This is a genomic window from Antrihabitans cavernicola, assembly GCF_008297975.1.
In the GTDB taxonomy this organism is placed as follows: Bacteria; Actinomycetota; Actinomycetes; order Mycobacteriales; family Mycobacteriaceae; genus Antrihabitans; species Antrihabitans cavernicola.
In genome coordinates this window covers 12,477-35,514 of record NZ_VLNY01000016.1, presented here as the reverse complement: position 1 = coordinate 35,514, position 23,038 = coordinate 12,477, and the positions used below count along the sequence as shown (strand labels likewise).

The window sequence follows — 23,038 nt, the reverse complement described above, 5'->3', positions numbered from 1 at the left end:
CGAATCGTGACCGAGAAGCGAGTCTGATCATGGTTTGTGTCCGACTAAGCCTGACCTGCACTGGAGGCCGATTCTTCGACCACATACCTTACTTGTGACAGCTGCGTCGCCAGTGACACGTGGTTTGGAAAAAGGTACATCTGGTTACTGAATGTCTGGTTTCCAGCAGGTGTACGTAGCAATATTACTGGCTAGTAACTTATCGTGGATTACGATACTGCCTGACCGGCGGCGGACTCGCTGCCACTACAGAAAGGCCGCGACATGAATGCCCTGACGATTACGTTGGGCACGATTGGGGCCCTGCTCAGCCTCGTGTGTTGGGCATCCTTCCTCAGTGGCGCATACCGGATGTTCCGCACGATCACGATCGGTCAGCCCGCGCCTGATCGCTGGCGTCCGTTCTTCCCGCGCTTCAAGCAGATGATCGTCGAGTTCCTCGCACACACCCGCATGGTGAAATTCCGTACCGTCGGCTGGGCGCACTGGCTCGTGATGATCGGGTTCATGGCCGGCGCAGTGTTCTGGTTCGAGGCGTACGGCCAGACGTTCAACCCCGAATTCCACTGGCCGTTCGTCGGCAATTGGAAGATCTACCACCTGATGGACGAGATCCTCGGTGTCGGCACCGTGCTCGGCATCCTGACGTTGATGACCATCCGTCAGCTGAACCATCCGCGCCTGCCCGAGCGTCTCTCCCGCTTCAGCGGCTCCAAGTTCGGCCCCGCCTACTTCGTCGAATGGGTCGTCCTCATCGAAGGTCTCGGCATGGTGTTCGTGAAGGCGGGCAAGATCGCCACCTTCCACGAGTCGAACGCCTGGACCGACTTCTTCACCATGAACGTCGCGAAGCTGCTCCCCGAGAGCGTCGTGATGGTGTCGATCTTCGCGTTCATCAAGTTGATGTCCGGCATGATCTGGCTGCTGATGGTCGGCCGCAACATCACGTGGGGCGTTGCCTGGCACCGCTTCTCGGCGTTCCCCAATATCTACTTCAAGCGTGAGAAGGACGGCGGCGTCGCACTCGGTGCCGCGAAGCCGATGATGTCCGGCGGTAAGCCCGTCGACCTGGAGGATCCGGGCGAGGACGACCTGCTCGGCGTCGGCAAGATCGAAGACTTCAGTTGGAAGGGCTGGCTCGACTTCACGACGTGTACCGAGTGCGGTCGTTGCCAGTCACAGTGCCCGGCCTGGAACACGGGAAAGCCGCTGTCGCCCAAATTGCTGATCATGTCGTTGCGCGATCACGGCTACGCGAAGGCGCCGTACCTGCTTGCCGGTGGTCGTACCGATATCGGCGGCGACGAGGTCGGCCTTGTCGACGGCGACGGCACGCCCGACGACGCCAAGCTCGCAAAGATCTCCGAAGCCGCACGTACCGAGTCCGAGCGTCCGCTGGTCGGCTCCGAGGATCTCCGCGGCATCATCGATCCCGAAGTCTTGTGGAGCTGCACCACCTGCGGAGCCTGCGTCGAGCAGTGCCCGGTGGACATCGAGCACGTCGACCACATCATCGATATGCGCCGCTACCAGGTGCTGATCGAGTCGGAGTTCCCGTCCGAGCTGGCAGGCCTGTTCAAGAACCTGGAGAACAAGGGCAACCCGTGGGGCCAGAACTCCAAGGATCGCCTCAACTGGATCTCCGAGATGGACTTCGACATTCCGGTCTTCGGTAAGGACGCCGACACCTTCGACGACTACGAGTACCTCTTCTGGGTCGGCTGCGCCGGTGCCTACGAGGATCGCGCGAAGAAGACCACCAAGGCCGTCGCCGAGCTGCTCGCGACCGCGGGCGTCAAGTTCATGGTCCTCGGTGCGGACGAGACCTGCACCGGCGATTCGGCTCGGCGAGCGGGCAACGAGTTCCTGTTCCAGCAGCTTGCCCAGCAGAACATCGAGACCATCAACTCGGTGTTCGACGGAGTCGAGAAGAGCAAGCGCAAGATCGTCGTCACCTGCGCGCACTGCTTCAACGCGCTCGGTAACGAATACCCGGAGGTCGGCGGCGACTACGAGGTGGTTCACCACACGCAGCTGCTGAATCGCCTTGTGCGACAGAAGAAGCTGATTCCCGTGGCCTCGACCAACGAGGACGTCACCTACCACGACCCCTGCTACCTCGGCAGGCACAACAAGGTTTACGACGCTCCCCGCGAGCTGATGGCCGCGTCGAACACCACGCTCAAGGAAATGCCGCGGCATGCCGAGCGGTCCATGTGCTGTGGTGCCGGTGGCGCGCGCATGTGGATGGAAGAGAACATCGGCAAGCGCATCAACATCGACCGCGTCGACGAGGCGCTGTCCACCAACCCGAAGAAGATCGCAACCGGCTGCCCGTTCTGCCGTGTGATGCTCACGGACGGTGTGACCGCGCGCCAGGAGTCCGGTCAGGGCGAAGGTGTCGAGGTTGTCGACGTCGCACAGCTGATGCTCGGCTCGATCACCCGCCTGGAACCGACGCAGCTCAGCGAGAACACCAAGGTCGTCCAGACGCCGAGGGCCGAGCCCGCACCGGTTGCGGCGGAGGCGACGGCCGAGGTCAAGGAAGCCGAGCGAGTCGAAGAGGTCGAGGCCGCTGCGTCGACCACGGCCGCGGCGCCCGCAGGCAAGGGCCTCGGCATGAAGGGTCTGGCTAAGGCACCCGGTGCGAAAGCCCCCGGCGCAAAGGCGGCACCCAAGGCCGACGACGCTGCGCCCGTAGCCGACAAGCCGAAGGGCCTCGGCATGAAGGGCCTCGCGAAGGCACCCGGTGCCAAGGCGCCAGGAGCAAAGGCTGCCCCACAGGCCGCCGACGCTCCCGCTACCGACGCTGCGGCAGCTCCCGAAGCCAAGCCCAAGGGTCTGGCGATGAAGGGCTTGGCCAAAGCACCTGGCGCGAAGGCACCCGGCGCTAAAGCACCTGGCGCGAAGGCACCCGGCGCAGCAGCACCGGCTCCGGCCGAGTCGGTGGAAACTGACGCCGCACCGGCGGGAGCAGCACTGCCGACGGTGAAGCCGAAGGGTCTCGCCGTGAAGTCGGGCTTCAAGAAGCCTGGCGCAAAAGCACCAGGAGCAGCGGCACCTGTTGCGGAGCCGAAGGCCGAGGAGTCGGCTGAGCCGGAGACTGCAGCCGGCACTGCTGAACCTGCAGCTCCCGCCGCAGAACCGACCATGCCGACGGTGAAGCCCAAGGGTCTCGCCGTGAAGTCGGGCTTCAAGAAGCCAGGCGCAAAAGCACCAGGAGCAGCGGCACCTATTGCGGAGCCGAAGGCCGAGCAGCCGGCTGAGGCTGAAGCGCCAGCGGTCGAGGAACCACAGGCAGAAGCTCCGAAAGCGGAGTCTGCGAAAGCAGAGTCTGCGCCGACCCCGCCTCCCCCAGCAGCCAAGGCAGGCGGGCTGGGTTTCAAGTCGGGAGCCAAGCCGCCCGGTCGTAGGTAAGCCCTACTCGAAAAGGTCCGCGAGGTCACCTCGCGGACCTTTTCTTGTCTTCGCCCACGCGATCGGCAGCGCGAAGTCGGTAGAACCACCGCGAAGTGATCCGGGCTCAGCTCCGAACAGACTGCAAAACTTATGGTTTTGCCGCCATACTGGTGGTCAGTCAACCGGGGGAGGTAGGACTTCTGTGACCCTGCACGGCCCAAGCACATTTCACGATCTCGCTGTGCCCGAACAGCTGAAGATCGTGCGACGTGGCACCGCCTACTTTGCGCAGCGCCTCGTCGAATTGAACGACTCCGACCTCGACGCCCCGTCCACGCTGCCGAACTGGACGCGCAAGCATGTAGTAGCGCACGTCGGTTACAACGCCGACGCGCTCGGCCGTCTGCTCGACTGGGCCGAGACAGGCGTCGAGAATCCTATGTACGAGTCGATGGACGAACGCGCACGTCAGATCGCCGAGGGCGCGAACCTGGGCGGCGTCGAACTGCGCAATCTGTTCAATCAATCAGCTGCCCGACTGGACGAGCAGTGGCGGCAACTGTCGCACGAGGGCTGGCGCGCCGAAGTCCGCAATGCGAAAGGCGCCGCGATACCGGCGGCCGACACCGTATGGATGCGCGCCCGCGAGGTCTGGATTCACGCGATCGACCTCGGGACGGGAGCCACCTTCGACGAGTTCCCGGAGTCGGTTCTGGAGGCGCTGCTCGCCGACGTCGTCGACTCGTGGCGCAACAACGACTTGGGCGCAGATCTGATCATCGAGGTCGACGGCAGAGAACCTGTTGCGGTTCAAGAGAATTCGACCAACACAGCCGGGGTGCGCGGATCGTTGGCGGCCGTCACACAGTGGGCCGTCGGCCGCGGCGCCGGCGGACTCTCGTCCGACGCTCCGGCACCGCCTGCCTGGCTCTAGAGCTATACCGCGATGGCCTGCAGCGGGTGAATCGCGGGAGCCGACGCGAGCTTGTCGCTGACGCCTGCGATGGTCTGCTGCAATTCGGGCGACTGCAGATGCCGGTCGAGATCAGCTTGGCTTGCCCAGACCTCGACGGTGACGAACGTTCCTGGGGCGGCGGCGGACTCGTAGACGTCGTACGAGGTGCAGCCCTCCTCCGTCCGCGACGATGCGACCAGCGTTTTCAGGGCGTCACGAATCTGATCGACGGCCTCGGGCTTGGCTTCGATGGTGGCAACGACATGCAGTTCGGTCACAGCGCTTCCTCTCGCTTCGGCCACCTCGTGGTGACGCGTTTTCGAGACTACCTGCGGGCATCGCCGAAAACCGGTGGACGGAGGGTGGCACCATATGGGGTGTGAGCACACCGAATTCGAGCCCGGAGTCAGAGCCGGTCACACCACCGACCTCGCATCATCACGTCCCGCCGCGCCAGCTGGGTCAGTCGACCAAGCTGCAGAACGTGGTGTACGAGATCCGTGGCCCGGTACACGCTCACGCAGCACGACTGGAGGCCGAAGGCCACCGCATCCTCAAGCTCAACATCGGCAACCCGGCGCCGTTCGGCTTCGAGGCGCCCGACGTGATCATGCGCGACATCATCGCCGCACTGCCGTACGCGCAGGGGTATTCGGAGTCCAAGGGCATACTCTCCGCCCGACGTGCGATCGTCACGCGCTACGAATTGGTACCCGGGTTTCCCGAATTGGACGTCGACGACATCTACCTGGGCAACGGTGTTTCGGAACTCATCACGATCACCATGCAAGCGCTGCTCGACAATGGCGACGAAGTGCTGATTCCGTCGCCCGATTACCCACTCTGGACGGCGATGACGAGCCTGGCCGGCGGCACCGCAGTGCATTACCGCTGCGACGAGTCGAACGACTGGCAACCCGACATCGCCGACATCGAATCCAAGATCACCAGCAAGACCAAGGCGCTGCTGGTTATCAACCCGAACAACCCGACCGGCGCGGTTTACTCGACCGAGGTGCTGCAGCAGCTGGTCGACATCGCCCGCAAGCATCACCTGCTGCTGCTGGCCGACGAGATCTACGACAAGATCCTCTACGACGACGCCAAGCACGTGTCGCTCGCGTCGCTGGCCCCCGACCTGCTGTGCCTCACCTACAACGGCCTGTCGAAGGCGTACCGCGTTGCCGGCTACCGCGCGGGCTGGCTCGCCATCACCGGGCCGAAGGAGCACGCGTCGGGCTTCCTCGAGGGCATCGACCTTCTTGCGTCGTCGAGGTTGTGTCCGAACGTTCCTGCGCAGCATGCGATTCAGGTAGCACTCGGCGGACACCAGAGCATCGAGGACCTGATCCTGCCCGGCGGTCGACTGCTGGAGCAGCGCGACGTCGCGTACGAGAAGTTGAACGCGATCCCCGGCGTCTCGTGCGTGAAGCCGAAGGGGGCGTTGTATGCGTTCCCCAAGCTCGACCCGAACGTGCACGAGATCCACGACGACGAGAAACTGGTGCAGGACCTGTTGCTGCAGGAGAAGATCCTGGTGGTCCAAGGCACCGGCTTCAACTGGCCGACGCACGACCACATTCGTATCGTCACTTTGCCGTGGGCGCGCGACCTCGCGGTGGCCATCGAGCGGTTCGGCAACTTCCTCGCGAACTACTCGCAGTAAAACGGATTGAATTCAGACAAAACAAACCGAAAGTTTGTTTTGAGACACTTTTGTTGAGTAGGCGTCCAGAAAAACTGGATTATCAGACCGACTGGCGTAAACCCACTTTATGTCTGTACATTAGTAGCTGGCACTACGCGTGCCGGTTCCGGCCGCCCACCCCCCCTGGGCGTTGCCGCAGCCGGGTGGCGGGGACACCCCCCCCTGCTCTCCGCCACCCCCCAAAACTTTTTTCGTTTTCGCGAGACTGCACACCGACCCACCAGGCCACAACACCGAGGGTCGCGCAGACATTCATTACGCTGATGCGGTGCGAGTAGACAACTCACGGCCGGTGTCCCTGTGAGCCCCCAGCACGGGCGCCCGGACAATCCCAGCGTCGGCCATGGTCATGGGCACGGCCATTCCGATACTCCGCTCGCGATCGGTGCCGCAGCCAAGTGGGTGGTGATCGGACTTCTCGCGACCATCGGCCTCGTGGTGATCGTCAGCGCGGCCGTGTTGTGGCCGAGCAAGCAGAACGTCGACATCCCGCTGCCGTTCCAGACGGCGGGCGGCGGTGCCGTCACCACCGTGGCCGCGTCGGTCACGCAGCAGGACATGGGTGCGTGCGGCAGCGAGTCGGCGGGCAAGGTGCTGACAGCGAATCCTCTTCCCGCGCCGAACTCTTCATATCAGTGCCAGCGCAGCCTGATCGACATCAAGTCCGGATCCGACGCGGGCAGCAAGACTCTGCTCGAGATCGCGCAGGGGCCGGGTCAGCCGGATCTGCGGGTCGGCGACAACATTCGACTGGTCAAGCAGACGGATCCGTCCGGCGCCACGATCTACTCGTTCAACGACTACGCGCGCGGCTCGTCGCTGATCATCATCGGCCTTGTGTTCTTGGTGGTGATCGTGATCGTCGCGCGGTGGCGTGGGCTGCGCGCCGTGATCGGGTTGGTGTTCGCGTTCGCGGTACTCGTGACGTTCCTGCTGCCTGCACTGCTCGACGGCAAGCCCGCCATCCCCGTCGCCATGGTGGCGGGTGCGGTGATCCTCTACGCGGTGCTCTACCTGGCGCACGGAGTCAATCTACGGACCAGCTCGGCGCTGCTCGGCACGCTGGCGTCGATGATCCTTGCGGCATTCCTGTCGTGGGTCGCGATCAAGATGACCCACCTGACCGGGCTCTCCGAAGAGCAGAACACCAATGTTCAGACGTATCTCCAGCACGTCAGCATCACCGGTCTATTGCTCGCCGGCTTCATCATCGGCTCGCTGGGTGTGTTGAACGACGTCACCATCACTCAGGCATCGGCGGCGTTCGAGCTCGCCGCGATCGACGAAAATGCCACGCGCAGAGACATTTTCACATCCGCGATGCGAGTGGGCCGCGACCACATCGCCAGCACCGTCTATACCTTGGTGTTGGCATACGCCGGTGGTGCGCTGCCGCTATTGCTGCTGTTCAGCGTGGCGGGGCGGTCCATTCAGGACGTGCTGACCGGCGACGCCGTCGCGATCGAGATCGCGCGATCTGCTGTCGGTGGCATCGCCCTGGCACTCTCGGTGCCGCTGACGACGGCGATCGCAGTACTACTGGCCAGGCCGCTCGGACGAGTTCCCGCACCGGCACAGGCACCCGGCGGCGCTGGCTCGAGCGGGCGGCACTCGCGCTAGTGACTCAGGCCGCTAGTGATCTGGGTCGCTAGTGATCTGGGTCGAACTTGGCGGGATCGTCCCAATGCTGGTCGGTCCAGTCTTCGAAGAAGACCATCACCACGACGCCGTCGGGCCGCTTGATCGACGACTTGCGCACCTTCGCCCACACACTCGATCCGTCCTTGCGGACGAGGCGGCGCGCGACGTTCATCGTCGTATGTTCTTGGTTGAGCAATTGCTCGGCCTGGTGGTCCCTGACCGCCTGATCGTCCGGGTGAATCACGTCGTGCGCATGCAGGTTCAGCACCTCGGACATCGAGTACCCGAACAACTCCGCGAACGCGGGGTTGGCGTCGACCACCCGTGAATCCTCACCGTGCACCACGATCGGCACCGGGCTGCCCCTGAGCAAGGCCGAGTAGTCGGACTCGGTCATCTCACGCATCTGCGCCTTGGTCATCAGGGGAACCTCGGCAACTGCGGCAACGGCGGCAGATCGATTCGCGGCATCGGCGGTGGCGGTGGGGGCGGCGGAAGCGTCGGAATCACGATCGGCGGCAGCCCCGGAATGATCACCGGTGGCGGACCAGGCGCGGGCGGCGGCGGACCCGGCGCGGGTTCGTCGACCTCGGCCTGGGACTGCTGCTGGCGTTGCTGCTGGGTCTGTGGCTGTTGCTGCGGCTGCGGAGCAACCACCTCTGGCGGCAGCGGGATGGGACTGTCCGTGGTCGGCTTCATCGGTGCGACGGCGATGGACGGATCGGACGTGGTGGTGCGCGAAGGCGGTTTCGGCAGTGTTGTCTCCGGATCGCTGCTTCCGGTCCCCCGCTCGAGCATCTGGCCACCGTAGCCGAGCGCCAGTCCGATCGCCGCGATCACAGCCAACGACGTCACCGCAAGGCCCGCACCGCTGATCTCGCGTTTGCGGCGCGACGGCGTGTGCTCCCCGCCGGTGTTCGCGGCCAGCCAGGCCGGGGTGCTCTGTGGAACCGGTGCGGCCGCTTGCCGTACCGGGCGAACGGGCCGCGCCAACAGCGCGGCACCACGAGCGGCGACTGTTTCCGGACTGTCCGGGACGATCACCGGCATACCCATCCAGGTACGCAGAACGTTCTGCACCAACGGAATTCGGCCACCGCCGCCGACCACGACCACAGCTTCGACCGGCTGCTCGGAATGGACGATGACGTCGCGGGTCATGCGCGCCGACGCCTCGACCGCAAGCACGATCAGTGAGTCGAAATTCTCCCGCGACAGCAGCACGAGGCCGTTGTCCGACGGCAATGCCGCACCCGAGTTCGTGGACAGCTGCTCTTTGACGCCGCGACACCGTTCATCTTGGTCGAGAACGTCCTGCTGGGTGGCCGGATAGTCGAGACGTCCGGACGCGACCTGATGCTCTCGAATCAGGGAGTCGAAGTAGTCGCCGCTGATGTCGATGGTCCGCTCGAGGTAGCGCACCTCGCGGGAGCGGACGTCGACCACGCTGATCGACAGACCCGAGCTACCGAGGTCGTAGATGGCGAGGGTGGAGTAGCCCTGGATCTCGCCGGTCGACTCGAGATACTCGACGATCGCCGAGGCCTCCGGGACCAGGTGATAGTTGTGGACTTGCTGGCGACTCATCGCAGCGTCGATCGCCTTCGCCTGCTGGGCATCGCGATACGCGATGCCGGTCGCAGCGATCGGCTCACCGGATGCCAGCGCCACGCCGATGGATTCCGCTGCCAACTCTTCGCTGCGTGGCTGTGTAACGATGACCGCCTGTTGGGCGAAAGTCCGAGTGTCGGGATAGCCACCGAGGCCCCCGACATCCGGGCGTGCCATACGCACAGCACTCGCCCCCACGGAAACGCCCAGAACAGAACCCATGAATCCCTTTTTCTTCAATCCCCTTCCAAACGCGAACATGCTTTCGCGCTCGGCCCGTGGCTCATTCTAACTGCTGTGCTACCGACCGGCTGCCTCGCGAGAAAATCCCGGCAGCAGATCGCCCGAACCTCGGGTCCGATCGACACAGCATAAACGTACCGAGCGTCGGGCCCAAGGCCCTAGTTTCCCGGTCGGCCCAGGCCGCGGTAGGTCCAGCCCGCTGCGGTCCACACGTCTCTGTCCAGGCAGTTTCGGCCGTCGATGATCGATCGCTGCCGAACGACAGGATCGAGATCGTCAGGTCGCAACGCCACGAATTCTGCCCACTCGGTGAGCAACAGCACCACATCGGCACGGTCGCATGCCTCGGTGACGGACGTTGCGTAATTCAGCGTCGGAAACAGGCGTTGCGAGTTCTCCAGCGCCTTGGGGTCGTAGACGGTGACCGCCGCACCGTGCAGCTGGATCATGCCCGCCACGTTCAACGCAGGCGAGTCCCGGACGTCGTCGGATTCGGGCTTGAAAGCCGCACCGAGGACAGCGACATTGGCGCCCAGCAGCGACCCGCCGCACGCCACCGCGGCCATCTCCACCACCTTGGTGCGACGCCTCATGTTGATGTTGTCCACCTCGCGCAGGAAGGTCAACGCGTGGTCGGCACCCAACTCGCCGGCCCGGGCCATGAACGCCCGGATGTCCTTGGGCAGGCAGCCACCGCCGAAACCGAGGCCTGCATTGAGGAATCGCCTGCCGATGCGAGCGTCGTAGCCCAACGCATCGGCCAGCTGCGTCACGTCGGCGCCGGTAGCCTCACACACCTCGGACACCGCGTTGATGAACGAGATCTTGGTCGCCAGAAAGGCATTGGCGGAGACCTTCACCAGCTCGGCCGTTGCCAAATCCGTTGTCAGGAAAGGAATCTCGGCGGCGATCAGGTCGGCGTAGAGCTCGCGGATCAGCGCCTCGGCGCGCTCGTGACCGCTGCTGGTCCGGTCCAACCCGAGGACCAGGCGATCGGGGCGCAGGGTGTCGGCAACCGCAAAGCCCTCGCGCAGGAACTCCGGATTCCAGGCAACCTCGATGTCGGTGTCCGGCGCAAGGTCTCGCACACGAGCGCCCAGCTCGGCCGCCGTTCCCACCGGCACGGTCGACTTCCCGACGATCACCGACGGCCGGTCCAACCGTGGCGCGAGGGAATCGACGACGGAATGGACGTGGCGCAGATCGGCGCCGTATTCGCCCTTCTTCTGCGGTGTGCCGACGCCGAGAAAGTGCAGGTCGGCGAAGGCGGCAGCGTCGTCGTACGAGGTGGTGAACTGCAGGCGTCCCGCATCCAGGTTGCGACGCAGGACGTCGGCGAGTCCTGGCTCGTAGAAGGGCACCTCACCCGACGACAGCTTGGCAACCTTGCCGGGGTCGATATCGACGCCGAGGACGTCGTGACCCAGCTCGGCCATGCAGGCGGCGTGTGTGGCGCCGAGGTATCCGGTTCCGAAAACTGTGCAGCGCATACCCGATTGGTAGTCGCCGACGGTTAGCGGGCGCCGACCTCGAGGGAGGTGTCGAGGCAACAGCAGGTGTACATGCGATGGCGAAATTTGTCCCGATCAGTCCACGTAGCATCGTTGCCATGACGCAAACCCCCACCGTGCGCGTCGATCCCGCGCCGGTGCGGGTGAAGCGCGGGCGATGGGCCGTCGTCGCGGTTGTCATTGCATTGGTCGTGGGGATCGCCGCACTGTGGCCCGTGTACATCGATCCGCAGGTCGAGCGGCCTGCTACTGCCGACGCGATAGTCGTGTTGGGCGGTAGGCACGACGGCCGTGAGGAGCTAGGGCTGCAACTGGCCAAGGCGGGCTATGCGCCGCAGGTGATCCTCTCGAATCCCTACAAGGACAGCCCGCTGGTCAACCGAATCTGCCACGGCGGCTACAGCTTCAAGGTGACGTGCTTCGACCCCGATCCGGGTACGACGCGAGGTGAAGGCCGCGAAATCGCTCGACGCGCGGCAGCCGAGAACTGGAAGCGCGTAATCGTAGTGACCTTCACCCCGCATGTGTCCCGCGCCCGATATGTGATCGGAAAGTGCTGGGACGGTGAACTTCTCATGGTCCCCAATCGTCAAAAAATCACGATGGGCGATTGGGTCTGGAACTACGTCTACCAGTCTTTCGGCTACGCCCGCGCCCTGTTCGAGGACTGCTGATCAGTAGGCGCCTTCGGAGCGCGCCACCGCGCTCAGCGTCTTCTTGATGATCAGCAGGTCCTGCACCATCGACCAGTTCTCGACGTAGGAGAGGTCCAGTCGTACCGACTCGTCCCAGGACAAGTCCGACCGTCCGCTGACCTGCCAGAGGCCGGTCACGCCGGGCTTCACCAGCAGTCTGCGGCGAACGACGCCGTCGTAGGCCTCGACCTCACGGCGCAGCGGCGGGCGCGGGCCGACGACGCTCATCTCGCCGCGCAGCACGTTGATGAACTGCGGCAGCTCGTCGAGGCTGTACTTGCGCATGATCTTGCCGATCGGAGTGACGCGCGGATCGTCGCGCATCTTGAACAGCACGCCTGCGCCCTCGTTCTGCCGCAACAGAGCGTCGAGGTGACGATCGGCGTCCTCGTACATGCTGCGGAACTTGATCATCGCGAACGGCTTGCCGTCGATGCCCATGCGTTCGGACTTGTAGAACACCGATCCGCGGCTGGTGGTCTTGATCGCAATCGCGACAGCGAGCATCACCGGCGCGATGGCGATCAGCGCGAACAGGGCGAAGCAGAAGTCGAATGCGTGCTTGCCGAAGGACTTTGCACGGTCGTACTGCGGCTTCTCGATGTGCACCAGCGGCATATCGGCGACCGGGCGAATCTCCAGTCGCTGTCCCGCGACGTCGACGACACCCGGGGTGACGACGAGGTCGACGTTGAGCGGCTCGAGTTCCCACACCAGGTCGCGGATTCGCGCGTTACCCAGCTGTTCGGTCGCGGTGACCACCACGGTGTCGGCACCGGTCAGCTTCACGGCGTCGAGGATGGAATGCTCGTCGCCCACGATCGGCACCTCGTCGCCGGGAACGGTCATGCTCTGGTCCTCTGCCATGTCACCACCCGGCGTGCAGACGCCGACGACCCGGTAGCCGGACGTGTGGTCACGAGCAAACGACGTCGTCATCGAGCGAGCTGCATTACGTGCACCGACGACGAGAACGGTGGTTTGGTAGCTGCCCTGGCGGCGCTGCCGGACCGCGTACTTCCGCCACCCCTGCCTGCTCAGCACCAGACCGATGAGGCCCAGCGGGAACGCGATCGCCAGGTATCCCCGAGCGATGTCGACCTGGAACAGCAGGGACGCGATCGCGATGAGGCCGAAGAGTCGAAGGGTTGCCGAACCGATGCGGCGGTACTCCTCGGCTCCATTGCCCATCACGCGTGGCGAACGGGTGTTCAAGGCGGTCAGCAGTATCAGCCAGACGACGGCGATCGAGACAGACAGCGCTGTGTACTCGATGCCGGAGATCTCTGCGGGTTTGAGGATGGACTCCTGGGTACCGAATCGAACCACCTGGCCGAGCGCCACGGCGCCTGTCACGACAACAGCATCGGTGAGCTGCACGCGGCGCTTGTACTCCGATTGCCAGCGCTCACGCTCGGAGTTCCAGAAAGCTCGAGAACCGCGTGCGGAAACGGCGGAAGAGCCGACGTTCGCCTTGAAGTTCATCGACGCACCTATCTCTACGGAAATGTGTATCAGGATGTCGTCCCCCCGTAGGACGTCAATGTCTTGAATAGTAGGGGGTCGACTGCACTTTCGGTAGGGATGACTGTCGCGTTACAGACTTTGAGTCGGTTTTTCTTTCAATTAGAGTTTAATAGCTGATTATTAGCTGAAGTAGCTAGAATTACGAACTTTCGAAGTTCAGGTACGCCTTGGACGGGGTCGGACCGCGTTGTCCCTGGTACTTGGACCCGACAGCCGCGCTGCCGTACGGATTCTCGGCCGGGCTGGACAACCGAATCAAGCATAATTGTCCGATCTTCATCCCAGGCCACAGCGTGATTGGGAGATTCGCCACATTCGACAATTCCAGGGTGATGTGGCCGCTGAACCCCGGATCGATGAACCCGGCGGTCGAGTGCGTGAGCAGACCCAGCCGCCCGAGGCTCGACTTGCCTTCCAGCCGACCTGCCAGGTCGTCGGGCAGGGTGCACAGCTCCAGGGTGGACCCGAGCACGAACTCGCCCGGGTGTAGAACGAAGGGCTCGCCCTCGGCGGGCTCCACCAACGATGTCAACTCGTCCTGTCGTAGGGCCGGGTCGATATGGGTGTATCGCGTGTTGTTGAAGACCCGGAACAGTCGATCCAGTCGAACGTCCACACTCGACGGCTGGACGAGGTCCGGCCGGAAGGGTTCGACACCGAGGCGTCCAGCGGAAATCTCGGCACGAATATCTCTGTCGGAGAGCAGCACAGCTCGAGGGTAGCTGGTGCCCGATCAGGCCGAACGGTCGGTAATAAAGACGATAAGAATCATCCGACACGTTCACGTAGCGTCGGATAAATGAGTTTGCAATGGGAAGCGATCGTCGTAAATGCGCTCGACCCGGACGCACTCGGTCGTTGGTGGGCCGCCGCATTGGGTTGGGAGACCGGGCTGGACGAAGACGGCGATCTCACCGTGGTCTCTCCCTCGGATTCCGCGCCCGACCTTTTGTTCGCCACTGTCCCCGAATCCAAGGCCGGACCCAACCGCCTGCACCTGGATTTCCGCCCAGACGATCAGGCGGCCGAAGTGCAACGCCTGCCGAATCTCGGTGCGACGCACACCGATGTCGGCCAAGGCGAGCAGACCTGGGTGGTGCTTGCCGATCCCGAAGGCAACGAATTCTGTGTGCCCAGCGCACGACCGTAATCGCTAGGCTGTGTCTGCTAACGTAACCGCTCGCAGGGTACTGGTCCTGCTGTACAGCGGCCGGTATCAGGCACGCCGATGTAGTTCAATGGCAGAACGGCAGCTTCCCAAGCTGCACACGCGGGTTCGATTCCCGTCATCGGCTCAAGTATTTCTCCCGATTCAGCGCAGCAAATATGCACCCGCGCAGCAAGTTTCCCGCTCGGATGCACATTCGATGCGCCAAATCAATCAGCGGCCGCCTTGCCGGTCGAAATCAGCAGCAGCGGCTACGACCGCGGCGTGAGCAAATTCTTCGGGCGATCTGCCGGAGGAGTCAGCGGCGTCACGCAGCGCAGCCATCTCGTCGTCGTCGAAGTCGATAGTCACGGTAGGCACTGGCCAACGGTACCGACACAGACACACCTTGCAATCTTTTTTCTGGACGAACCGCCCGCCCCGCGCTAATGTAAATGAATGTTCACTAACAATGATTGGCTCCTCTACGGAGCTACCGGTCGCACCGGAACCCTCATCGCGGAACACGCGGTGGCGCTGGGTCATCGACCACTACTCGCAGGCCGCGATGCGTCGCGCCTACGACCGCTCGCCCAACGCCTCGACCTGCCGTGGATCGAGACAGACGTCGACGAGCTCGACCGCCACCTCGGCGATTCTCGGCTGGTACTGCTGACCGCAGGCCCGTTCGCATCGACCTCGCAACCGGTGCTCGCCGCATGCCTTCGAGCCGGCGTGCACTACCTCGACATCGCCAACGAGATCGACGTCGTCGACCGCGTGCTGCGCACGTCCACCTCGACCATCACCGCCATCCCTGCCGTCGGGTTCGGCACGGTCGCGACCGACGGCATCGCGAGCTGGGTCGCCGCCCAGGTCCCGGGGGCGGACCGGCTGGAGCTACTCGCCATGCCGAGCACCGCGGGCAGCAGCGCGGGCGCGCAGGCGAGCACCATGCTCGCGTTGGCAGGCGGTGGTCGTGTCCTTCGAGACGGCGCGCTCGTGCGCACCGGGCTCGGATCAAGCGCGCACCGGATGCAGACACCCCTCGGAACGCGGACCGCGGTTCCCGTGCCGACCGGCGACCTGGTCGTCTCGCACAGGACGACCGGGATTCCGAACATCACGGCACACACGGCGATGACGTTGCATCCGCTGGTCGCGCGAACCGCCCTACCCGTGCTGCCCACCCTCGCCAAGGCCGCGCGCCACCTACCCCGGAACGCGCGTCCCGCTCCCGACGGGCCGACGACCTACGTCGCAGGCTATGTCTGGGCTCGCGCCACTGCGCGCGACGGACGCAGCGCCGAAGGGTGGCTTCGCACCGGCGAGGGATACGCCTATACAGCTGCGACCGCCGTCGCCACAGTCGAGGCCGTGCTCGCGACGGAACCGCTCGGCGCCACCACCGTCACCGCAGCCTTCGGGACCGAGATCGCGTTCGGAGCGGGCGGTGAGATCGTTGCCGCGGCCTAGCCAGAAGGACAACATCATGCGGGCGGCGCTGTCCCGCTTCGCCGAACAGGGCTACGACGGCACCCGCGTGCGGCACATCGCCGAACGCGCAGGCGTCTCCGATGCCGCTCTCTACCGGCACTTTCCCTCGGTCGAGGCATTGGCGCAGGAGCTTTTCGCAACGTGGTTCGGCGAGTTCGGCACCCGACTCGCCGACGCCGTCGCGGAGGGCGACACCGACGACAAGTTGCGGGCCGTCGTCCGAACCGTTTTGCGGTTCTACCGCGAAGAACCGGCAGCGGCTACGTTCATCCTGCTGCGGCAGGACTCGCTGATGCCTGCGCTGCCTGCCGGTTCGGCGTACCCGCTCGAAACCGTCGAGGCGATCATCGCCACCGGCCAGCAGCAGGGACTCATCCGCAACGGCCAACCCAACCTGCTCGCTGCGATCTTCCTCGGCTGCGTGCTGCGGCCCATCCACCTCGCGAACTTCGCCGCGGCGGGAGCGTTCGATCTGCTTGCCGAGACGGGACACGACACCACCATCGAAAGCGCCGCGCTCGCGGCGGTACGACAGGAGACACCATGATCATCGACACGCTCGAACCCGTCCAGCTCGGCGGCACCACGCAGTGGATCCGCATCCGTGGCACCGACCGCTCCAATCCCGTTCTGCTGCTTGCCCAGCAGGGGCCGGGCCTGCCGATCATCAACGATGCGCGCCGTCTCGAAGGTGTCCTCGGATTGGAACGCGACTTCACGGTCGTCTACTGGGACCAGCGCGGGTGCGGCCTGTCGCTGCGTCGATCCGGTCGGGGCGAGAAGCTCACCGTCGCTCGCATGGTCGCCGACACCGTCGAATTGCTTCAACTGCTCAACGATCGTTTCGGCGGACCGCCGTTCGTCGCCGGTTTCTCCTTCGGCGCCACGTTCGCCGCGCGCGCAGCAGCCCAGCGTCCCGACCTCGTGGCGGCCCTGATCGCGACCGGAATGGACATCGACATCCCGTTCGCCGAGCGCCACACCTACGACTTCGTGCTCGACGCCGCACGCGCAAGCGGCAACCGCCGCGCCTTGAAGCAGCTCGAGGCCATCGGCGCTCCCCCGCACCTCGACGCGAAGCGATTCGGGACGCGGGTCCGCTGGGCCGTCGACTTCGGCGGCGTCACGACCGGCGCGACCTACCTGCAGCTGATGCGCTCGATGCTCGGCAGTCTCCTACGTTCCTCCGACTACACGCTTCCCGACCTCGTTCGGACCGTCCGCGGCATCACTGCGACGCAGGTCGCGCTGTTGGTCGAGCTCGCCGACACCGACCTGGTGCACGACCTGCCCCGCATCGACGTTCCGGTCGTCATGGTTCAAGGCCGCCACGATCAGGTCGCACCAGCGGTGCCCGCTCAGCGCTACTTCGACGTACTCACGGCCCCGAGCAAGCGACTCGTGTGGTTCGAAAACTCAGCGCACACACCGCATGTGGACGAGCCCGCCGCGTTCCGCGCGTTGCTTATGGACGTCCTGGCCGCCTCGATCAACGATCCCCGGCCGATTCGCGCTGAGCCGACTCGCTAGCCCGATGCGTTGGGCCGTGCGGTTCTTCGCAGTGCTGATCCAGATGAGGTGACCCCAGCTGCACAGCACCTGTGGCGGCGTGATCGACCTGCAGCGTGGTGTGGTCGATGTGATGGTCGCGAGCGAGCATGTCGGCCAAGTCCGACCGCACCGCGTGACAGTCGTGATCCGGTTGCACCAAAACATGCGCGGACAGCGCGGGCGATCCGGACGTGATTTCCCAAACGTGCAGGTCGTGGACTTCGACGACCGACGGACGCGCGACCATTGCCTGCCCGATCGCGGTCGGGTCGAGATCCTTGGGCGCGGCCTCGAGAAAAATGCTGCTCGACGCTCGAACAAGCCCGACGCCTGCCCGGACCATCAGCACGACCACGACCAGCGTGGCGATCGCATCAGCGCGATCGAATCCGGTCACGAGTATGACGACGCCGGCGATGCCGGTGCCGATGAACGCGAACAGATCGTTGAGGATGTGCTGGTACGCGCCCTCGACGTTGAGGCTCGTCCGGTTGGCGCGACTGATCATCCAGGTCGCCGCGATGTTGACCACGATGCCGACCAGCGCCGTCACCAGCACCACGCCGCCGGCCACCTCGGGCGGATCGAGCAGGCGGCGAATCGCCTCGTAGGTCAACCAGGCCGCGAGCAGGAGCAGCGTCAATCCGTTGGCTTGCGCCGACAGAATCTCGACGCGCTTCCACCCGTACGTCATCCGCCCGGCGGCAGGCCGTGCGGCGAGTCGAATCGCCCACAGCGCCAAGGCGATCGACGCCGCATCGGTGAGCATGTGCGCCGCGTCTGACAGCAGCGCGAGCGAGCCCGAGATCAACCCGACGACCACTTCGCCGAGCATGAAGACCACGATCAGTGCCAGCGCACCCGCCAACCAACTCTGATCGGCGTCCGTGGACGTGCTGTGACCGTGTCCGTGTCCGTGACCGGCGCTCATGACGCGATTTCTTCGAAAGGCATGCCGGAAAATATATGCATACATTGCTATATGCGCAAGCCTTTGCTATCCGATCGTGATCCCCATCGGCAGCGGAACACCCTGCCAGAACACCAGTGGCGGGGCGAGAATCAGCCCCCAGGCCAAGGGTGAGCGGACGAATTCGGTCAGGTCTCGGTGCCGGTTCGCGATGTGCATCGCCGCGAATACCACGGCCGGAAACGACGTCATCGCCAGTACTCGGGTCTCGTCTTCGGACATGACGCCGCTACAGAACCACACAACCGCGACAAACCCGGCAACGACAAGTCGACCCCGGCTCCATTCGTGAAACGCGGTGCGCACGGCCGGAATTGCGTAGAGCCACAGTCCGCCGAGCGCCGACCACGCGATGATCGGCCCTACCGACACCGAATCCGTGAGTAGCTCGCGCGCCTTGCCGTCGGTGGCGAGAAACATCAGACGGGAACCCGACTGCGCGCCCACCGACCCGAGATAGGTTTCGAGCGCCACCTTGCCCACCACGAGCCCAGCCAGCAGCGGCACCGCTCGTGGCTTCACGCCGAGGTCGCGAACGAAGGCGGGGACCAGCAACAGAATGGCCACCGCGAACAGGGACTGCTCGAAATTCTGGAAGCCGACCAACACAGCTACGGCGAACTGCAGCAGCGGCCCTCGACTCAGCACCATCAGCAACGCAACGAAAGCCAGGATCGAGAACGCGTCGTAGATTCCGATCCAGTTCAACTGCACGGCGGTGATCGGTGCCATCGCCAGCACACAACAGGCGATCAGTGCGCGACGCAGTCCCAGCCGCCGGACCAGCCATAAGGCGAGCAGCGCTCCGGCCGCGACCAGGCACACCAGGTGCAGAACGAGATAGGTCCGCTGACCCGAATACGGCAACAGCTGATAGACCAGCGGCCCCAGTGGCACCCGCAGCAGGTAGGCGAAGATCGGTTCCACCGTGCTACGCGGCCACATGTCGGCGACACCGACGAACACCTGCAGATGCGGAACGACTGCCGGGCCTGTCCGCCACAGCACCCAACCGGCAATGGCGACGACGATCGCAACGCTGCCGAGTCGACGCAGCCAGGTGTCCTTGTCGTCGATATCGTCGACGGCGCTGCTGGTCGCGATTCCGGTGCTGCTCAGAGTTCCCCGATTCACAAGTCGTCCGACAACGAAGCGTTTCGATGGTATCCACCCGGACTGGCACGAATCTGCCCGCGCCCCATTCCGGATGAATACGACAATTCAATTTCGTGGGTCATGAATCAACGAATATTGCCGGTAATCTCGAATTTCACACGCCGCTGGCCTCGACCGAAACAACCGCACTGGAGATGACTTTTGTCTGCATTGACCTACCCGCAATCGATTGTGATCGGGGCACTTCAAGGCATCACGGAGCTGTTTCCGATCTCGAGCCTCGGCCACTCCGTGCTGGTTCCGGCGTGGATCGGCGGCTCATGGAGCGACCTTGTCACACAGGGCAATTCGGACACCGGCACGCCATATCTGGCGTTCGTCGTCGCCTTGCACGTCGCGACGGCACTTGCGCTCTTGATTTTCTATTGGCGCGATTGGGTGGCAATCATCGGCGGCTTCGTTACCTCGATTCGGAACCGTCGTATCGACACATCGACCCAACGACTCGCCTGGCTGATCGTCGTCGCGACCATTCCTGTCGGAATACTCGGACTACTCCTCGAGCATCCGCTGCGAACGCTGTTCGCCACCCCGCTGATTGCCGCCGTATTCCTCACTCTGAACGGACTCGTCCTGATCGCCGGCGAAGCCCTACGACGACGACAGTCGATGACTCTCGCCGAGTACGGACGCCAACACGAGGCCGCGGAGCAGGGGGCGACGGTAGCGACGCGCCGACGAACGATCGACAGCCTCAGCTACAAGGAGGCCGGCGGCATCGGTCTGGTGCAGTGCCTGGCACTACTTGCCGGGATCAGCCGCTCCGGTGTAACGATGGTGGGCGGGCTGGTCCGCGGTCTCGACAACGAGGACGCGGCGAAGTTCGCGTTCCTCCTTGCCACACCCGTCATCTTTGCAGCCGGTGTACTGAAGCTGCCGCAGCTCGCAGGACCGCAGGGTGACGGAATACTGGGGCAGGCGCTGGTCGGGGCGATAGTTGCGGGTGTTGCTGCTTACGTGGCCGTGAAGTTCCTGACGAAATACTTCGAGACTCGAACGCTGCTCCCGTTCGCCGTCTACTGCCTGGTTGCGGGGCTGCTGTCCATCGCCCGTTTTGCCTGAGAAGCGCTGATATCGCGATTCGCGACCACCTGGCGATGTCCTCGACCAAGATGAACCGCACTGGAGTCAATCATCCGGAGGCGACCATGACCAGCGCTGGACAGCAACCCCGCACGCTCGACGATCTGTCGGCACAGAGTTTCGACGACCTCGATGCCCTCTACCGCGCAGGCACCGTACCCGCCGATCTGAGCGTCCTCGACAACAAGCCGAAGGGTCGAATGCTCGCGGTGCGTGGAGTCGACAAGACGCCGCTGGCCGGACTTTTGCGCGCCGCTGCCAAGTTGCCTGTTTTTCCTTGGGACGGAAAGACTTTGACCTCGGAAGACAGCCAGAGCGGGTCGGGTATAAACCGCGTCCAACTCGGTGTCTCGATGGATTGGTTCGCCTTCAAGACTCGCGTCGAACCGTCGGTGATCGACGGCGCCGACACGATCGTCCTGGACTACGAGCAGCCGGGCAACCCATGGTTCGTCCGCCAGATCCACGACGAACTTCGTGAGGTGTCCCCCGGCCTGTTTCTGGGACCCGCCATGTGGAAGCGCAGCGAGTCCGCACCGGCGAACGTGCTGTGGTTCGCGCTCGACGCCACGGGCGCGTGACCGAACAAGCTCATGAAGGAGACGGCCGCTGCGCTCGCCAGTCCGCCCGAGGAATTGGCCGATGAGTACGACGTCGTCATCGTCGGCTCCGGATACGGCGGTGCGATAACGGCGGCTCGACTGGGAATCGCCAACGCCACCGCCGAAAAGGGTCTGACGATCGCCGTTTTCGAGCGTGGTGACGAGCACCCGACCGGCACCTTCCCCGAATCGCAGGAGTCCGCGGCAACCAAGCTCTATTCGTCGTTGAATCCGCTGGGCATATTTCAGGTCGACCGCAACAAGACGGTCGACGTGATCCGTGCCAGCGGCTTGGGCGGCACGTCGCTGATGAACTTCAACGTCGCGATCATCCCCGACCGCGAAGTGTTCCTTGCGTCGTGGCCGCGCCAGTTTCGCGACTTGGTCGAACAAGAGCCGGAGGGCATCGGCGGCCTCGGCGAGTACTACGACCGCGCCGCGGCGATGCTGGGAGCAAACCGATTCGTCGACGGCGAAAACCTGGCGCGGGACAAGGTTTTCGGCGAAATCGCCAAGACCGCAGGTGCGGAGGTGACGCCGCTGAACATTGCGGTCAACAAGGAAGACCGGGTCACCCGGTACGGCGTGCAGCGTCGGCAGTGCCCGATGCACGGCGGCGACGGCACCGGCGACAACAGTTTCTCCAAGAACACCCTGATGACCAACTACCTGCCGATGGCGCGCCATTTCGGTGTCGAACTGCACCCGCGTCTCGAGGTCGATCGCGTCGAGAAACTGCCCGACGGTCGGTGGCAGGTGACCGGTGTGCGCCGATCGGGAAGCCGGGGCACCAAGACCACCCCGATCAGTGTGATCGCGAAAACCGTTGTGCTGTCGGCAGGTTCGCTGGGTACCAACGCGATTCTGCTGCGGTCGCGCGAGCGCGGACTCGATCTGTCGTCGCGGATCGGCAAGAATTTCAGCGGCAACGGGGACAATTTCGCGATCGCCTACAACACCGACATGCGCACCGATACGCAGTCGTGGTCGACGGACGAGGGCCCACCGCGGTCAGGCCTGATGTGCGGGCCGAGCATCACCGTCGCCATGCGTTTCGGCGCGGATCAACCCGATCTGCGAAAGCGTTTCACCGTGCAAGACCTCTCGCTACCGCGCGCGTTGGTCGATGTGTTCCGGTTGGGCCTGATGGGTCTGGCCGCAGCCAAGTACCCGGAGTTTCGTCCTGCCAAGGTGAATCGGTGGCGCAAGGACGTGCAATTCAACATCGACGGCGCGATGAACCATTCCCTCGGCTTCCTGATCATGGTGCACGACAACTCCGACGGTGAGCTGGTGTTGAAGAAGGACGGGTCGGTCACGATCGACTGGCCTGGGGCACCGAGCGAGCGGATCTACAAAGACATCGACGAGTTGCTGAAACCCGCCGTCGAAGCCATCGGTGGTACCTACATCAAGAATCCGTGGTGGGCCAACACCCTGTTCGGCAATCATCTGATCACCGCCCATCCGCTCGGCGGATGTGCCACCGCCGAAACCGTCGCGGGTGGCGTCGTCGATCACGCGGGTCGAGTTTTCAGAGCCGACGGCGGCATCCACGACGGGCTGCTCGTCGTCGACGGCTCGGTTCTTCCCCGCGCGATCGGGGTCAATCCTTTCCTGACGATTTCGATGTTCGCCGAACGGGCCGCCGACGAGCTCCGCGCCGATCTCGGTCTGCCCCGCTACGATCCGGAGCTCGAGCGCGACGATCGGTGAAACCGG

21 protein-coding genes and 1 tRNA gene are annotated in these 23,038 nt (G+C 64.2%); 13 read left to right on the top strand and 9 right to left on the bottom strand.

The genetic code is table 11. The features are described from left to right. The first annotated feature begins 264 nt into the window (after nucleotides 1–264). Nucleotides 265–3,417: a (Fe-S)-binding protein gene (locus FOY51_RS23135; RefSeq protein ID WP_149432635.1), complete on the top strand. Its 3,153-nt coding sequence runs from the start codon at nucleotides 265–267 to the stop codon at nucleotides 3,415–3,417. 223 nt (nucleotides 3,418–3,640) lie between these two features. Then, nucleotides 3,641–4,333 carry a maleylpyruvate isomerase family mycothiol-dependent enzyme gene (locus tag FOY51_RS23130; RefSeq protein ID WP_235916671.1) on the top strand — a complete coding sequence of 231 codons (693 nt, stop codon included), beginning with the start codon at nucleotides 3,641–3,643 and terminating at the stop codon, nucleotides 4,331–4,333. Between the two features lie 2 nt (nucleotides 4,334–4,335). Here FOY51_RS23130 and FOY51_RS23125 read toward each other — a convergent pair whose 3' ends face one another. Then, complete coding sequence (locus FOY51_RS23125) at nucleotides 4,336–4,632, bottom strand: putative quinol monooxygenase (RefSeq protein ID WP_149432634.1); 297 nt, start codon at nucleotides 4,630–4,632, stop codon at nucleotides 4,336–4,338. Between the two features lie 179 nt (nucleotides 4,633–4,811). On the opposite strand from FOY51_RS23125, the gene FOY51_RS23120 reads away from it, so the two are divergent. Continuing rightward, nucleotides 4,812–6,020, top strand: a complete 1,209-nt coding sequence (locus FOY51_RS23120; protein ID WP_149432700.1) for a pyridoxal phosphate-dependent aminotransferase — start codon at nucleotides 4,812–4,814, stop codon at nucleotides 6,018–6,020. A gap of 342 nt (nucleotides 6,021–6,362) precedes the next feature. Then, complete coding sequence (locus tag FOY51_RS23115) at nucleotides 6,363–7,682, top strand: YibE/F family protein (protein ID WP_149432633.1); 1,320 nt, start codon at nucleotides 6,363–6,365, stop codon at nucleotides 7,680–7,682. Nucleotides 7,683–7,710: 28 nt separating this feature from the next. Here the strand turns inward: FOY51_RS23115 and FOY51_RS23110 are convergent, their stop codons facing one another. The 3 genes from FOY51_RS23110 to FOY51_RS23100 all read right to left on the bottom strand — a co-directional run bounded on the left by FOY51_RS23110 (nucleotide 7,711) and on the right by FOY51_RS23100 (nucleotide 11,047). Continuing rightward, nucleotides 7,711–8,124 carry a PAS domain S-box protein gene (locus FOY51_RS23110; RefSeq protein WP_149432632.1) on the bottom strand — a complete coding sequence of 138 codons (414 nt, stop codon included), beginning with the start codon at nucleotides 8,122–8,124 and terminating at the stop codon, nucleotides 7,711–7,713. After that, nucleotides 8,124–9,536, bottom strand: coding sequence for a DUF7159 family protein (locus tag FOY51_RS23105; protein WP_149432631.1), 1,413 nt, complete (start codon nucleotides 9,534–9,536; stop codon nucleotides 8,124–8,126). The genes FOY51_RS23110 and FOY51_RS23105 overlap by 1 nt, the downstream gene beginning before the upstream one ends. A gap of 179 nt (nucleotides 9,537–9,715) precedes the next feature. Further along, nucleotides 9,716–11,047, bottom strand: coding sequence for a UDP-glucose dehydrogenase family protein (locus FOY51_RS23100; protein ID WP_149432630.1), 1,332 nt, complete (start codon nucleotides 11,045–11,047; stop codon nucleotides 9,716–9,718). Nucleotides 11,048–11,166: 119 nt separating this feature from the next. On the opposite strand from FOY51_RS23100, the gene FOY51_RS23095 reads away from it, so the two are divergent. Then, nucleotides 11,167–11,742, top strand: a complete 576-nt coding sequence (locus tag FOY51_RS23095) for a YdcF family protein (protein ID WP_149432629.1) — start codon at nucleotides 11,167–11,169, stop codon at nucleotides 11,740–11,742. On the opposite strand, the gene FOY51_RS23090 is transcribed toward FOY51_RS23095, so the two are convergent. Beyond that, nucleotides 11,743–13,248, bottom strand: a complete 1,506-nt coding sequence (locus FOY51_RS23090) for a sugar transferase (RefSeq protein WP_149432628.1) — start codon at nucleotides 13,246–13,248, stop codon at nucleotides 11,743–11,745. Nucleotides 13,249–13,429: 181 nt separating this feature from the next. Continuing rightward, the gene (dcd, locus tag FOY51_RS23085; RefSeq protein ID WP_149432627.1) at nucleotides 13,430–13,999 is read right to left on the bottom strand and encodes a dCTP deaminase; all 570 of its coding nucleotides are present in this window, start codon (nucleotides 13,997–13,999) and stop codon (nucleotides 13,430–13,432) included. A 90-nt stretch (nucleotides 14,000–14,089) separates the two neighbouring features. On the opposite strand from dcd, the gene FOY51_RS23080 reads away from it, so the two are divergent. Then, nucleotides 14,090–14,440: a VOC family protein gene (locus FOY51_RS23080; protein WP_149432626.1), complete on the top strand. Its 351-nt coding sequence runs from the start codon at nucleotides 14,090–14,092 to the stop codon at nucleotides 14,438–14,440. Nucleotides 14,441–14,514: 74 nt separating this feature from the next. Then, nucleotides 14,515–14,585 (top strand) — tRNA-Gly (locus tag FOY51_RS23075). Between the two features lie 86 nt (nucleotides 14,586–14,671). Here the strand turns inward: FOY51_RS23075 and FOY51_RS27315 are convergent. Beyond that, nucleotides 14,672–14,818, bottom strand: a complete 147-nt coding sequence (locus FOY51_RS27315) for a hypothetical protein (protein WP_187776439.1) — start codon at nucleotides 14,816–14,818, stop codon at nucleotides 14,672–14,674. Nucleotides 14,819–14,896: 78 nt separating this feature from the next. Between FOY51_RS27315 and FOY51_RS23070 the strand changes: the two genes are divergently transcribed. From FOY51_RS23070 to FOY51_RS23060, 3 genes are read left to right on the top strand one after another with little or no spacing between them, the layout of a single operon-like run. Then, nucleotides 14,897–15,913, top strand: coding sequence for a saccharopine dehydrogenase NADP-binding domain-containing protein (locus FOY51_RS23070; protein ID WP_149432625.1), 1,017 nt, complete (start codon nucleotides 14,897–14,899; stop codon nucleotides 15,911–15,913). Further along, nucleotides 15,891–16,481, top strand: coding sequence for a TetR/AcrR family transcriptional regulator (locus FOY51_RS23065; RefSeq protein WP_214633144.1), 591 nt, complete (start codon nucleotides 15,891–15,893; stop codon nucleotides 16,479–16,481). The genes FOY51_RS23070 and FOY51_RS23065 overlap by 23 nt, the downstream gene beginning before the upstream one ends. Beyond that, nucleotides 16,478–17,464 carry an alpha/beta fold hydrolase gene (locus FOY51_RS23060; protein ID WP_149432624.1) on the top strand — a complete coding sequence of 329 codons (987 nt, stop codon included), beginning with the start codon at nucleotides 16,478–16,480 and terminating at the stop codon, nucleotides 17,462–17,464. The genes FOY51_RS23065 and FOY51_RS23060 overlap by 4 nt, the downstream gene beginning before the upstream one ends. Here FOY51_RS23060 and FOY51_RS23055 read toward each other — a convergent pair. Both FOY51_RS23055 and FOY51_RS23050 read right to left on the bottom strand, forming a co-directional pair. Further along, the gene (locus FOY51_RS23055) at nucleotides 17,424–18,416 is read right to left on the bottom strand and encodes a cation diffusion facilitator family transporter (protein ID WP_149432623.1); all 993 of its coding nucleotides are present in this window, start codon (nucleotides 18,414–18,416) and stop codon (nucleotides 17,424–17,426) included. The two genes, FOY51_RS23060 and FOY51_RS23055, sit on opposite strands and share 41 nt — an antisense overlap. A 66-nt stretch (nucleotides 18,417–18,482) precedes the next feature. Next, nucleotides 18,483–19,589, bottom strand: a complete 1,107-nt coding sequence (locus FOY51_RS23050) for a hypothetical protein (protein WP_149432622.1) — start codon at nucleotides 19,587–19,589, stop codon at nucleotides 18,483–18,485. Nucleotides 19,590–19,772: 183 nt separating this feature from the next. Between FOY51_RS23050 and FOY51_RS23045 the strand changes: the two genes are divergently transcribed. The 3 genes from FOY51_RS23045 to FOY51_RS23035 all read left to right on the top strand — a co-directional run bounded on the left by FOY51_RS23045 (nucleotide 19,773) and on the right by FOY51_RS23035 (nucleotide 23,032). Further along, complete coding sequence (locus tag FOY51_RS23045; protein ID WP_149432621.1) at nucleotides 19,773–20,693, top strand: undecaprenyl-diphosphate phosphatase; 921 nt, start codon at nucleotides 19,773–19,775, stop codon at nucleotides 20,691–20,693. Nucleotides 20,694–20,779: 86 nt separating this feature from the next. Further along, on the top strand, nucleotides 20,780–21,295 hold the full coding sequence (locus FOY51_RS23040; RefSeq protein ID WP_149432620.1) for a hypothetical protein: 516 nt from the start codon (nucleotides 20,780–20,782) through the stop codon (nucleotides 21,293–21,295). Between the two features lie 12 nt (nucleotides 21,296–21,307). After that, nucleotides 21,308–23,032 (top strand): GMC family oxidoreductase N-terminal domain-containing protein, encoded by a 1,725-nt coding sequence (locus FOY51_RS23035; protein ID WP_149432619.1) that lies wholly within the window; start codon nucleotides 21,308–21,310, stop codon nucleotides 23,030–23,032. Nucleotides 23,033–23,038 lie beyond the last annotated feature (6 nt).

What these genes read in the sequence shown, in the direction of transcription:
- FOY51_RS23135 (WP_149432635.1), top strand. Translation starts at nt 265, where the DNA reads ATGAATGCCCTGACGATTACGTTGGGCACGATTGGGGCCCTGCTCAGC.
- FOY51_RS23110 (WP_149432632.1), bottom strand. Translation starts at nt 8,124, where the DNA reads ATGACCAAGGCGCAGATGCGTGAGATGACCGAGTCCGACTACTCGGCC.
- FOY51_RS23105 (WP_149432631.1), bottom strand. Translation starts at nt 9,536, where the DNA reads ATGGGTTCTGTTCTGGGCGTTTCCGTGGGGGCGAGTGCTGTGCGTATG.
- FOY51_RS23100 (WP_149432630.1), bottom strand. Translation starts at nt 11,047, where the DNA reads ATGCGCTGCACAGTTTTCGGAACCGGATACCTCGGCGCCACACACGCC.
- FOY51_RS23095 (WP_149432629.1), top strand. Translation starts at nt 11,167, where the DNA reads ATGACGCAAACCCCCACCGTGCGCGTCGATCCCGCGCCGGTGCGGGTG.
- FOY51_RS23090 (WP_149432628.1), bottom strand. Translation starts at nt 13,248, where the DNA reads ATGAACTTCAAGGCGAACGTCGGCTCTTCCGCCGTTTCCGCACGCGGT.
- FOY51_RS23080 (WP_149432626.1), top strand. Translation starts at nt 14,090, where the DNA reads ATGAGTTTGCAATGGGAAGCGATCGTCGTAAATGCGCTCGACCCGGAC.
- FOY51_RS23070 (WP_149432625.1), top strand. Translation starts at nt 14,897, where the DNA reads ATGTTCACTAACAATGATTGGCTCCTCTACGGAGCTACCGGTCGCACC.
- FOY51_RS23060 (WP_149432624.1), top strand. Translation starts at nt 16,478, where the DNA reads ATGATCATCGACACGCTCGAACCCGTCCAGCTCGGCGGCACCACGCAG.
- FOY51_RS23055 (WP_149432623.1), bottom strand. Translation starts at nt 18,416, where the DNA reads ATGAGCGCCGGTCACGGACACGGACACGGTCACAGCACGTCCACGGAC.
- FOY51_RS23040 (WP_149432620.1), top strand. Translation starts at nt 20,780, where the DNA reads ATGACCAGCGCTGGACAGCAACCCCGCACGCTCGACGATCTGTCGGCA.
- FOY51_RS23035 (WP_149432619.1), top strand. Translation starts at nt 21,308, where the DNA reads ATGAAGGAGACGGCCGCTGCGCTCGCCAGTCCGCCCGAGGAATTGGCC.